The sequence below is a fragment of the Amycolatopsis sp. NPDC051372 genome, assembly GCF_040682095.1.
In the GTDB taxonomy this organism is placed as follows: domain Bacteria; phylum Actinomycetota; class Actinomycetes; order Mycobacteriales; family Pseudonocardiaceae; genus Amycolatopsis.
In genome coordinates this window covers 26,242-37,840 of the sequence record NZ_JBFBAF010000018.1, presented here as the reverse complement: position 1 = coordinate 37,840, position 11,599 = coordinate 26,242, and the positions used below count along the sequence as shown (strand labels likewise).

Sequence of the window (11,599 nt, the reverse complement as noted above, 5' to 3'; positions counted from 1 at the left end):
TCTCACCCACCCGAGTGAACGTTGCGGGTGGTGTTCCCGGCCGGGAACGCCGGTCAGCGCGTGCCACTCACGTAGAGCACGTTGCTCAGGCGCAGGGAGTCGTCGTCGAGGGGCAGGCCGTTGGTGGAGAGGAGTTCCGCGATGGTGGCGCCGCTCAGCTCCCAGCCTCGACTGGTCAGGTAGGGACCCGCTTCGTTGCGCGCGCCGTAGTAACGCACCTTCGCCATGTCGGTGTCGAAACCATGCTCACGCCAGCGTTGTGCGATCTGGTTCAAGCCGGCTTTGGTCTTCTCTTCGTCACCCGGTTTCGGGTTGGGCCGGCTCTCGGTGGCCACGCGGCTGCCCGGCGCGCTGAGCTCGGTGATGGTGTCCAGCAGCCGGTCCTGCGCCTCCGGCGGCAGGTACCCCAGCAGGCCCTCGGCGCTCCACGCGGTCTTTTCGGTCGCGTCGAACCCCTTGCCCCGCAGCGCGGCCGGCCAATCCTCCCGCAGATCAACCCCGACGACTCGGCGCTCCGCGGTCGGCTCCGCGCCGAGTTCGCCCAGGGCCCGGGTCTTGAACTCGATGACCTCGGGCTGGTCGAGCTCGTACACGACCGTTTCGGATGGCCACGGCAGCCGATAGGCGCGCGAATCCAGGCCGGCGGCCAGGATCACGGCTTGCTTGATGCCCGCTTTGGTCGCTTCTCGGAAGAAATCGTCGTAGAACTTCCCGCGCACCTTGGCGACCTCGATCGCCACCCGCCCGACCAGGTCTCCCGGCGGCTCTTCGCCACTCGCCAGCCGCGTCAGCAGGTCGATGCCCACCGCCCGCACAAGCGGCTCGGCGAACGGATCCGCGAACAGTGCGCTGCCCTCGCGCGTCGCGATCGCCCTCGCCGCCGCGGCCATGGTCGCTGTCGCGCCCACGCTGGACGCGAGGTCCCAGGTGTCTCCGTCTCTCCGGGTGGAAGTCATGCGCCGCCTTTGCCTTTCCGTTAACCCACAAGCCTTCTCTTGCACCGGGGGCAGCCACCCGCCGACACAAACCCCCGCCCTCCCTAGGGGGCGCGCCCATGTCCAGCCTATCGGCCACCCCCGACAAAAACCGGGCCGCAAGCGGTTGAGGCATCGAGTTGTCCACAACTCGCGATCGCTGTGGACAGCTGGGTCACAGTCGGCGGTCAGCCCAGCGGAACGCGGCAACCTTCGAGCCCTCCTTTCGGGCCTGGTGTCGCCCGCCGTAAACAGCGAAGCGGGGCCCCTCCCAACCGGAAAGGGCCCCGCCGCAACGAAAAGAAGGAAACTCAGCCGATCAGACCCGAAAGCCCAGTGCCCTTGAACGAGCCCCAGCCAGTCACCTGGTCATAACCCGTACCGGCCGTGAAACCGGTGGTGCCGTTGAAGGTGTTGTTGCCGGTGGTCACGTCGTGGAAGCCCGTGGAGTACGAGGAACCGTTACCGATGCCGTAGAAGGTCGGGTTCAGGTTGCCGAGCGAGCCGCCGTGGACCTGGTTCTGCAGGGCGGTGAAGGCGGCCCACAGCGGGGCCGCGCCGGAGGTGCCCCAGACGTTGCCGCTGCTGCCCTCGCTGACGATGGTGTACGCGGAGCCCGAAGCGGCGTCGCCGGCCACGTCGGGGACCTTGCGCTTCGTGGTGCTCTGGTGCGACTGCCAGGACGGCGCGTTGAACAGCGTCGAGATGCCGCCGCCGCCGGCGCCGGCCGAGGCGCCGTCGTTCCAGGCCTTCTCGCTGCTGTAGGCGTTGGTCGAAGTCACGGTGAGCTGGGTGCCGCCGACGCCGGTGACGTTGGGGCTCGACGCCGGGAAGTCGACGGCCTTCGACAGGCTGCCGGTCTGGCGGGCGCAGTCGGTGGTGCCGTCGTCGCCCGCGGCGGCGAAGTACGTGATGCCCTCGGCGGTGCCGGAGGCGATCGCGTTGTTCACGCTGTTGGCGGCCGACGAACCCTCGGCCGGCTCGCACGAGCCCCACGAGATGGAGACGACGTTGACCCGCGCGTCCGACGCGATCTTCTGGTACATCGCCAGCTCGCCGGCGTTGGAGTTCGGGGCCTCGTAGACGTACGAGCTCACCTTCGACGCGAGCGCGTGCACGACCTCGATGTCCAGGTCGACCTCGACCTCGCCGTCGCCCGGGCTCGAGTCGTAGTTGGCGCCGCTCACCGGGACGGTGGTGACAGTGCCGCCGGACAGGCCGTACTTCGAGTCGTAGCTGGTGATGTCGGACTTGCGGTAGCCGTCGAACTCGACGAAGCCGACGTTCACGCCCGAGCCCGTGGCCGAGAGGCCGCTGGTGGAGTACGCGGTCTTCAGGATGCTCGGCGTCACGGCCTTCACGACCTTCGGAGCGGCGGTGGTGGCCGAGTGCTCCTTCACGGCGTGGTTGTCGAGGCCGACCACGGCCTGCACCACCGAGGAAACGGACGCGGGCAGAGCGGGGGCGGAGTCGTTGGCGAAGAACTTGCGACCGTTGGTGGTGTCGGTGTAATTGCCGAGGCGGGTGTGGAATGTCGATTCAAGCTGTGCGGCCGAACCGGTGAACGTGATCGCCTGCCGGTTACCGGAAACCTCGATTCCCTTCGCGCCGTTTTGTTTCAGGAATGAAACGGCCTTCGCCACGTCGGCCTGCGTTGGGCCGAATGCCGTATTGAATTGCTCCGGAGTGAGGAAGTGGTGGTACTGCGGCGAGGCCGGGTTCTGGACGTCGGAGAGGAACTGCTGGAGGGCCTGCTGGTTGTGCAGCTTGAGCGACAGGGCGGCGTTGATCTGCTGACCAGCGTCGACGTCGCCACTGCGGGCGCTCGACGCGAGCGGCGCGGTGTTGGCGCTCATGGTGATCAAGGGATCGGCGTGGGCCACGCCGGCCAGGGAAAGGCACAGCAACGCCGGCAGCGGGACCGCTGCGGCGACGAGCTTGCGCAAGCGCATGGCAATTCCTCTCAAACGGTGGGGGACCTGGCCGAAACACATCGTGTCCCGACCCGGAAGGAGCATAAGCCGCCGAGGAACCTACTTTTGGCTGAGCTTTTCACAGTCCGTTTATGTTTCACGGGAGCAATTTCGCGACGTTTATGACAGTACCGATCGGTAACTCCCGTATTGCCGCTTTACTCGTTATTGACGCTTTTGTCGGATCCTTCGCCGGTTGCCCGATGAGCCTCCCCGGCCCTGGCCAGACGAGCCATCCACGGCTGGGATGGCGCCCAGGCCAACGCGCGGCACATCGAGCCCGACGACGGCAGCGTCGACGCTTTCGCTCGCGAACTCACCCGGGCCGGGAGGCCGAAGCGATTCGTCTGGCGGATCCGGGGGATACCTCTGGCCGCGCGGAATCCTCTGACGTCTTCGCGGAAGGCGCGAAAACACGCGAGTTCTCGAGGTCGTTTTGCATTGGACAATCCGGGCCCCGCAGAGCAGGCTTTCGTTCGGCCCGCAAAGCGTCCCCAGCCCCCGGTTGTCGAGCGTGCTCTCCCGTCGCGGCGCTCCGGTCCGGCGGCCCGCTCGACCTGGGAAACGATGTGGATGGCCACCGACGAGCGCGCGCCCTCGCCGCGTCCGGACAGCCGGCTCGTCGCGGCTGCCGTGGCGGGCAATCGCGCCGCGGTGGCCGAGCTCGTGAAATTCTTACGTCCCTTCGTGCTCCGTTATTGCCGCGGCCGGCTCGGCATGCGCGGAGCCGACGGGGGCGCCGAGGACTGCGCGCAGGAGGTGCTGCTCGCCGTGCTCGTGGAGCTGCCGCGCTACCGCTACGAGACCGACAGCTTCCTGCCGTTCGTGTTCGGCATCGCGGGCCACAAGGTCGCCGACGAATTCCGCCGCCGCTCCCGCAACCGCGCCGACCCGGTCGCCGACGCGGGCGACGAAGACAGCCCCGGCCCCGACGAGTTCGCCCAGACCGATTCCCGGCTGCAGATCGAGGAGTTGCTGGGCCACCTGCCGCCGGAGCAGCGCGAGCTGCTGACCCTGCGCGTCGTCCTCGGCTACTCGGCGGAGGAGACGGCGGCCGCGCTGGGCCTGCCGAGCGCCGTCGCCGTGCGCGTGAGCCAGCACCGGGCGCTCACGAAGCTGCGTCGCCTGATGCACAACGAGCCGGCGCCCAAAAAGAAGGACGACTGACCCGTCAGCGCCGGCTCCAAGTCCGGTGGTGCGAGAGCCTTCGGATCAGCCGCATACCCACCACAAGTGGGTGCGCCGCGATCGAGGAAACCCCTCGCCGATTCCTCGAGCGCACACCAAAGCTGATCCGCACGGCCATCACGCGCCTCCCCGCACCTGCCGGACCGGAACTGATTTCCGCCGGGGTCCAGGACGAAGCAACCGACGTTAGCGCCGAAACGCCGCCGTGCACTCCACCGACCGGTCGAAACGTTTCAGTGCACGGGCGGCGTTTGGAACAGCTCGCGCGCGCTCTCGGACCGGTTCACGACGTCGGCCGCCACCGCGCTCAGCTTGCGGCTGGTGCGCCGCGCGAACCGCCGCAGCAAGGCGAACGCCTCGTCCGTCTCCAGGTTCAGCCGCTCCGCGATGAACCCCTTCGCCTGTTCGATCACGACCCGGCTGCTCAACGCGGTCTGCAATTGCTCGACCAGCACCTCGTGCTGCTGGATCGTGCGCGCCTGCAGCAGGCCGATGGTCGCGACGTCGACCATCGCGCGCGCGATCCGCAGGCTTTCCTCCGACAGCTCGCCGGGGCCTACCGAGAAGAGGTTCAGCGCGCCGATCACCTCGGAGCGCAGCAGCATCGGCAGCGCATGCACCGCGCGGAACCCGTGCCCGAGCGCGGCCACGGCGAACGACGGCCAGCTCCCGGTGTCGCGAGCCAGGTCGGGAACGGTCACGGAGCTACGCTGCCGGTATGCGTCGAGACAAGGTCCTTCGTCTCGCTGGAGCTGGAAGAGCTCCAGCATCCGTACCTCCTCGTTCGAACTCGCGACGAGCTGCAGGTCACCGGCCGGGCCGGCGACGAGGAGCCCCGCTGCGTCGATCGGCAGCAGCTCCACGCTGCGCGCCGTCAGCAGGTGCAGGAAGTCGATCACATCGAAGTCGTCCGTGAGCGTGTCCGCCAATTCGACGAACGTGTCGACCAGGCGTCCGTCAATCACCGGCACCATCTCCCACCACACCACGCCACGCACAACACGCGACCATCATCGGGTTCCCCCCTCGCGTTCGAACCTAAACCGTCTGGCCACTACATCTGCCGCAACTTCCGATAGGGGACGCTGCTCGGCGAACGCCCGCGCGCGCAGTGCGGCAAATGCGTCGTCGAGACTCACGTCGAGTTGCGCCGCGACCATGCCGGTGGCCTGGTGCACGTACGTGGATTTCAGCGAGAGGCCGACGGGTTCCGTATGCGCCGCACCGGACTGTTCATCAAGCAGGAGCAGGAGCATTAGTTCACCGTAGGCCAGCGCGTCGGCCAGCAGAACCGGTTCCAGCGGAGCTGGGTCCTTTCGGTGGAACACAAGTGTCCCGACATCGATGAGACCGACGCGCAATGGCAGCACGAACTGGGCGTGGACGCCCGCCTGCACGGCGAGCGGAGCGTACAACGGCCAGCGGCGCGACTGCTCGGCGCCGTCGAAGTCACCCACGAGTACCGGCGAACCGAGTTTGCGGGCACTGCGCATCGGTCCCTCCCCGACCGTGGTCTCGAGCTCGGCGAGCACTGCGGCGAGGTTGTCGGTCGCCACCCTCACTTCCTGTGTTCCCGGTCCGGTATTAACCAACAAACAGCCACCCTCAACACCGAGCCACGAGACCGCCGATCGGCACAAGATCGACACGTTGACATCGCTGCGCAGCCGCCGCGCCTGCTCATTGACCCGCTTCCAGGCACGAGAAAGTGCGGTCTCGTTGCTTCGCCCGTGCTGACTCGCCTCCACAGCCCGCGCTTTCGGCTCGATTACCCGGATGCCCCGGAGAACTGCCGAAACTTTAGCTCAGCCCCTGACCAATTCGGCCCACTCGCGAACGGCGGCGACACCTACGGGGGACCCCCAGCCATCCGGGCGAACGGCGCTGCCGACGTGGAACCCGCGGACGCCCCCGGCGCGCAAGAGGTGCACCTGCTGCGCTCTCAGGCCACCCCCGACGAGCAGTGCGGGGCCATCAGTCCGCCGCGCGAGCTGCTGCAACACCGACAGCCCGCTGCCGACACCGTGCGGGCTGCCCGCCGCCAGCACCGTGTCGCAGCCGAGCTCGGTGAGCACGTCGAATGCGGCGAGCGGGTTGTGCGCGCGGTCGATCGCGCGGTGAAAAGTCCAAGGCGAGCCGTCGATCTCCTTCAGCAGCGCTTGGCACGCGTCGATGTCGATCTCGTTGTCCTCGGTGAGGAACCCGAACACGAACTCGCGCGCACCGGCGGCCACAAGCTTGGCGGTGTCGGCGCGCAGCGCGTCGAGATCACCGGCCGCGAAACCGGCGCCACCACGCAGCATCACGCGCACCGGCAAGTCGGTGGCGGCGAGCACGTCGCGCACCGTCTGCTCCGAAGGCGTGAGCCCGTCCTGGGCCATGTCCGCGACCAGTTCGAGCCGGTCCGCCCCGCCTTCCTGAGCGCGCTGCGCGTCTTCCGGCCCCAGCGCGATCACTTCCAGCAGGGCGGTCTTCGAGCTCATGAGTCATCCGTTCGATCAGGTCGTGGGGTTCTCGTCCCCCCGGGCGTGGCGACCACGCCTGAACCCGCCTTGAAGGCTCGTCATCCGCTCGCGCACCGCTTCGGGGGAAAGCGAGAGTATCGGCCGCTGCTCGGGCACCTGCCCGGGGCTGGCCTCCATGCCGTCCTCGCCGTCTTCCCCGCCTGCGTTTTCGACATCGGAGACGCGCAGGAACGGCCAGGTTTCCTCGGCGCCGTCCTCCTGCGCCAGCTCGTCCGACGTCGGCCATTCCGGCGGGAAGGGGTTCTCGTCGGGGTCCGTGGTGGGGAACTGCTCGGCCGGGAACGCGGGTTCGGAGTAGCCGGGTTCCGGCGCGGCGCGGGCGTGACGCGCGGGTTGCTCGGGTTGTGGGAGGGCTTCCGGAGCTGGGGATTCCGGCACTGGTTCCGGCTGCGGTTCCGGCCGGCGTACCGGCTGCGGTGCGAGTCCGCGTTCCGGCTGCGGCGCGAGTACCGGCTGCGGTGCGGGTGCCGGCTGCGGTTCCGGCCGGCGTTCCGGCTGCGGTGCGGGTTCCGCCACCGGCAGCGGTTCCGGCGGCGCGGGCGCGCGTCCCTCGGGCGGCGGCGCGGCGGCGTCGAACCACCGCGACAACACGTCCCGGTAGGCGGGCATGCGTTCGGTGGGCGCGTCGAGATCGAGATGCGACCGGTCCTCGGGCGCCGGCCACGGCGTGCTCTCCACCACCGGCGCGCGCCGCGGCGGGCCGGGCTCCAGCACGGGAACGATCGGCGCCTCCGCGGGCGGCTCGGGTTCTTCTTCCTCGACGACGGGCGCCGCGACCAGCGGAGCGAGCGGCGGCAGCAGGTCCGGAGCCAGTTCAGGTTCGGCGGCGACGGGCGCGGGCGGCTCGGGCAGCGGCGGCGCGTCGACGATCAGTTGGGTGGGCACGAGCACCGTCGCGGTGATGCCGGTGCCTTCGGCCAGCCGCAGCGAGACGTCGATGTGGTGGCGCTGAGCCAGCGTCGCGACCACGTACAGGCCCATCCGGCGCGAGACCTCGACGTCGACGTCCGGCGGGTTGGCCAGGCGCGCGTTGGTGCGGTCGATCTCGGCCTGCGGCATGCCGGCGCCGCGGTCGGTGATCTCGATGCGCCAGCCGCCGTCTTCGGTTTCCGCGCTCTCGACGGTGACGCCTGCGCGCTCCGAGGAGTAGCGCGTGGCGTTCTCGAGCAGCTCGGACACCACGTGCACGAGGTCGTTCACGGCCTCGCCGCGCACCGCGAGCGTCGGCGCGGAGCCGAGCTCGATGCGCTGGTAATCCTCCACTTCGGACAGTGCGGCGCCCACGATCTCGTCGGCCACCACCGGCCCGCTGTCCTCGCGCACGAGGTCGGTGCCCGAGAGCACCAGCAGGTTCTCGCTGTTGCGGCGCATACGCGTGGCGAGGTGGTCGAGCTCGAACAGGCCCGCGAGCGTGTCCGGGTCCTGCTCACCGGCCTCCATACGGTCGAGCACGGACAGCTGTCGTTCGACGAGATCTTGGCTTCGCTGTGAGAGGTTGACGAACATCGAGTTGACGTTCTCGCGCAGCATCGCCTGCTCGGCCGCCAGCCGCACGGCCTCGCCGTGGACCGCGTCGAACGCGCGCGCGACCTGGCCCACCTCTTCGCGCGTGAACACCGGCACGGGCGCGACGGCCGCGCGGTGGCGCAGGTTCTCCGGCGCCGGATCGGGATCGGTCAACAGCCGCTGGACGGCCTCGGGCAGCCGGTGGTCGGCCACGTCCAGCGCCGTGCGCCGCAGCACGCGCAGCGGCCGCAGCAGCGAGCGCGCGATGACCACGGACAGGATGCCGGCCACGAGCAGCACGGCGAGGACCACGCCGCCGTCCCAGATCGTCGACGTGCGGGCGCGCGCGGCGAGCGAATCGGTCTGCTCCTGGAGCTGCACGAGCAGCGCTTCCTGCACCTGGTGGGCGAGGTTCACGGTGTAGGTGGCGGCGGTGTCCCACTGGTTGGGGTCCAGACCTTGCAGCGACTGGCCGTTCTCCGCGCGGGTGAGGGCCGATTCGACCATGTCGTTGCCGATGTCGACGACGAGGCCGATCACCGTGTCGTCGTACATCCGCTGCTGGTCGGGCGAGGCGAAGGTGCGGTAGTCGTTGCGGGCCGCGTTGAGCTCGGCCTCCGCGCCGAGCAGCGCGCGCGTCCGGTCGCGGTTGAGGCTGCCCTCGGCGAGCGCCTCGGACATGATCGCGCGCTTGACCGACATCTGGTCCTTGATCCGCGCGAGGGCGTTACCGGCCAGGCGAAGCCGGGCGAGATCGGGATCGGACACGTCGGCGGCGGCCATGTCGCTGATGTCGAGCAGGCCGGAGATCAGTTCGCTGTAGGAGCGGAGCACGGCATCGGCGGGGAACGCGGAGTGCTCGGCGGAGTAGCGCAGGCCGCTGAGCACGCGCAGCCGGTCGTCACTCTGCTGCAGGCTGCTGGCAGCCACGGCGTCGAGGCGCGGCTTGCTGTCGGCGAGCGTCTTCTCGAACGTGCCGATCGCCTGGTCCACGCGCGTGCGCTGGCCCGTGAGGTCGGTGGTGGCGCCCTGGCGGTTGCCGGCGACGAACCGCACCGTGACGTCGCGCTCGCGCTGCAGCTGGTGCAGGACCTCGGCCACGGTGCTGTCCACGCGGCCGCGGGCGGCGAACTCGGCGAGCTGCTGGGCGTCGCGCAGGTCCGTGCTCACGCGCAGGCCGACGAGCCCGATCACGGCGAGCGCGGGAATCAGCAGGACGACGAAGAGCTTGGTCCGCAGGTGCCAGTTGCGAAGGCGCCAGCGGCCCCCGACCTGTCTGGCGGCAGCGGGATCCGTCGCGTCGCCCGTTCGGGGACGCTGGTCGCGACGGCTCACCTAAGCTTCCTTTTCCACCGCGGCACCTCATCCGCGGACGACATCGGGGGTGTCCGAATCGAGTCTACTCGGCAGTAACTTGGCTCGATCGGATCGGGAAGCCGCACTGGCGGGGTCACGGCCCTGTCGGGGATCGTATGGGCAGCGGCCCATACGATCCAGCGTGATGCCGAGATTCTCCCGGTAGGTGAGAGCGGATGAACGTGCGTGCACTGGTGTTGCCGCTGGTGGCGGTCTTGCTGGCCATCAGCGGCTGCTCGCTGTTCGATTCCGGTGACGCAGCGGCGCCGGCGCCATTGGAGCGGACCACTCTGCGCGTGGGCGTCGGCGGGCCGATCGACACCGCGCCGCTGCGCATCGCGGCGGCCGCCGGGAAGTTCCGCGATGCAGGGCTGAACGTGACGCTCGTGGACCTCGGGACCCAGGACGGCCTGGCAAAACTCAACGCCGGGCAGCTGGACGTGACGTTCGCCAGCGACGTGTCGCTCTTCCGCGCCGCCAACGCCGGAACCGCGTTGCAGCTGCAAGGCGAGGCGTACACGTCGGGCAACAACACGATCGCGCTGGTGACGCTGCCGGACTCCGACTACACCGAGCCGACGGCGAAGAAGTCGCCGAAGATCGCGGTGGACGATCTCGACGACATCGGCGCGTTGACCGCGCGTTCCGTCCTCGCGACCGCGGGCGTCGACGCGGCGAAGATCCACTTCGTGCCCAAGCCTTTCGACCGGATGCCCGACGCGCTGCAGGCCGGCGACGCCGACGCGGCGCTGATGGTGGAGCCGTACATCACCCGGGCGGAGAAGGAGCTCGGCGCGCAGATCCTCGCCGACGGGTCCAGTGGCGCCACCCTCGACTTCCCGGCTTCGGGCTACGCGGCGACCGGCGCGTTCGCGCGCGACAACCCGCGCACGCTGGCCGTTTTTCGGCGCGTGCTCATGCAGGCGCAGCAGACGGCCGCCGACCCGGCGATCGTCCGCGACGCGCTGCCCACGTTCTCCGACATCGACCCGACCACGGCGGCGCTGATCTCGCTGGGCACCTACCCGACCACGTTGTCGGGCATCCGGTTGCAGCGCGTGGCCGACCTCATGCACACCTCGGGCCTGCTCCCGAGCCGGCTCGACGTGCAGGCGATGCTGCCGGAGGAGGACCAGCCCTAGGGCCTGCCTCAAAGGGGGTGTGGTGGTCTGCTTTGATCTTCGATCGTGGTGCGCAGGCATGAGTTGACCGATGAGCAGTGGCAGGTAGTCGAGCCGTTGCTGCCGGTGTCGGGGGCGAAGGGGCGTCCGCGGGTGGATGACCGTCGGGTGATCAACGGGATGCTGTTCAAGGCCAAGACCGGTGTCGCGTGGCGTGACCTGCCGGAACGGTACGGGCCATGGAAGACGGTCTACAACAGGTTCTGGCGGTGGTCGCGCACCGGCACCCTGTCCACGCTGGTGGCGACGGTCCGCGTGATCGCCGAGGCGATCGACGAACTCGACCGGGAGGTTTCGGTCGACTCCAGCATCGTTCGTGCGCATCAGCACGCTGCCGGCGCCCGCCGCATGACCGCGTGCCACACAGGAGGAAGCAGGCTCGTGCGGCGAACACAGCGAGCCAGATGATCATGCCATCGGCCGGTCCCGCGGCGGACCCACCACCAAGATCCACCTGGCCTGCGACGGCCACGGACGGCCCTTGTCGGTCGTGTTGACCGGCGGCAACGTCAACGACTGCACCATGTTCATCCAGGTCATGGCGGGAATCGAGTTCCGTCGGCCGGGTTCAGGTCGTCCGCCGACCCGGCCGAGCAGGGTACTGGCGGACAAGGGCTACTCCAGCCGAGCGATCCGCTCCTACCTGCGCCGACGGCATATCCCGGCGACGATTCCCGAACGCCGCGACCAGCAAGCCAACCGGCTGCGCCGCGGACGAGCCGGTGGACGTCCACCGATCTTCGACCGCACCGCCTACAAACGCCGCAACATCGTCGAACGCTGCTTCAACCGTCTCAAGCAGTTCCGTGCCATCGCCACCCGCTTCGACAAGACCGCCCTTTCCTACCGAGGCATGATCGACCTTGCCACCCTGCTCCTCTGGCTTTGAGGACACG

The 11,599-nt window shown here is 69.1% G+C and carries 9 protein-coding genes; 3 read left to right on the top strand and 6 right to left on the bottom strand.

Annotated elements, in window-relative coordinates; translation table 11 throughout:
• Window positions 1-53: 53 nt before the first annotated feature.
• On the bottom strand, window positions 54-956 hold the full coding sequence (locus tag AB0M56_RS26145; RefSeq protein ID WP_364180271.1) for a class I SAM-dependent methyltransferase: 903 nt from the start codon (window positions 954-956) through the stop codon (window positions 54-56).
• A 329-nt stretch (window positions 957-1,285) separates the two neighbouring features.
• Window positions 1,286-2,926: a S53 family peptidase gene (locus AB0M56_RS26140; protein ID WP_364180269.1), complete on the bottom strand. Its 1,641-nt coding sequence runs from the start codon at window positions 2,924-2,926 to the stop codon at window positions 1,286-1,288.
• Window positions 2,927-3,520: 594 nt separating this feature from the next.
• Here AB0M56_RS26140 and AB0M56_RS26135 point away from each other — a divergent pair.
• Window positions 3,521-4,114, top strand: coding sequence for a sigma-70 family RNA polymerase sigma factor (locus AB0M56_RS26135; RefSeq protein WP_364180267.1), 594 nt, complete (start codon window positions 3,521-3,523; stop codon window positions 4,112-4,114).
• 254 nt (window positions 4,115-4,368) lie between these two features.
• Here the strand turns inward: AB0M56_RS26135 and AB0M56_RS26130 are convergent, their stop codons facing one another.
• Genes AB0M56_RS26130 through AB0M56_RS26115 form a run of 4 tightly spaced genes read right to left on the bottom strand, consistent with a single transcriptional unit; the run spans window position 4,369 to window position 9,501 of the window.
• Entirely contained in the window at window positions 4,369-5,109 is a 741-nt protein-coding gene (locus AB0M56_RS26130) for a GAF and ANTAR domain-containing protein (protein WP_364180265.1), read from the bottom strand.
• A 36-nt stretch (window positions 5,110-5,145) separates the two neighbouring features.
• Window positions 5,146-5,883: a GAF domain-containing protein gene (locus tag AB0M56_RS26125; protein ID WP_364180263.1), complete on the bottom strand. Its 738-nt coding sequence runs from the start codon at window positions 5,881-5,883 to the stop codon at window positions 5,146-5,148.
• A gap of 57 nt (window positions 5,884-5,940) precedes the next feature.
• Window positions 5,941-6,618: a copper homeostasis protein CutC gene (locus AB0M56_RS26120; protein WP_364180261.1), complete on the bottom strand. Its 678-nt coding sequence runs from the start codon at window positions 6,616-6,618 to the stop codon at window positions 5,941-5,943.
• A 15-nt stretch (window positions 6,619-6,633) separates the two neighbouring features.
• A complete protein-coding gene (locus AB0M56_RS26115) occupies window positions 6,634-9,501 on the bottom strand; it encodes a nitrate- and nitrite sensing domain-containing protein (protein WP_364180259.1) in 2,868 nt (955 codons plus the stop codon).
• A 197-nt stretch (window positions 9,502-9,698) separates the two neighbouring features.
• On the opposite strand from AB0M56_RS26115, the gene AB0M56_RS26110 reads away from it, so the two are divergent.
• Both AB0M56_RS26110 and AB0M56_RS26105 read left to right on the top strand, forming a co-directional pair.
• Window positions 9,699-10,664, top strand: coding sequence for an ABC transporter substrate-binding protein (locus AB0M56_RS26110; RefSeq protein WP_364180257.1), 966 nt, complete (start codon window positions 9,699-9,701; stop codon window positions 10,662-10,664).
• A gap of 48 nt (window positions 10,665-10,712) precedes the next feature.
• A protein-coding gene (locus tag AB0M56_RS26105) for an IS5 family transposase (protein WP_364180516.1) occupies window positions 10,713-11,592 on the top strand; the annotation gives its coding sequence in 2 pieces (ribosomal slippage) (window positions 10,713-11,056 and window positions 11,055-11,592; 882 coding nt in all).
• Window positions 11,593-11,599 lie beyond the last annotated feature (7 nt).

Bases quoted from the DNA above. Each gene is read 5' to 3' on its own strand.
- AB0M56_RS26145 (WP_364180271.1), bottom strand. From the start codon at position 956: ATGACTTCCACCCGGAGAGACGGAGACACCTGGGACCTCGCGTCCAGC.
- AB0M56_RS26140 (WP_364180269.1), bottom strand. From the start codon at position 2,926: ATGCGCTTGCGCAAGCTCGTCGCCGCAGCGGTCCCGCTGCCGGCGTTG.
- AB0M56_RS26135 (WP_364180267.1), top strand. From the start codon at position 3,521: ATGGCCACCGACGAGCGCGCGCCCTCGCCGCGTCCGGACAGCCGGCTC.
- AB0M56_RS26130 (WP_364180265.1), bottom strand. From the start codon at position 5,109: ATGGTGCCGGTGATTGACGGACGCCTGGTCGACACGTTCGTCGAATTG.
- AB0M56_RS26120 (WP_364180261.1), bottom strand. From the start codon at position 6,618: ATGAGCTCGAAGACCGCCCTGCTGGAAGTGATCGCGCTGGGGCCGGAA.
- AB0M56_RS26110 (WP_364180257.1), top strand. From the start codon at position 9,699: ATGAACGTGCGTGCACTGGTGTTGCCGCTGGTGGCGGTCTTGCTGGCC.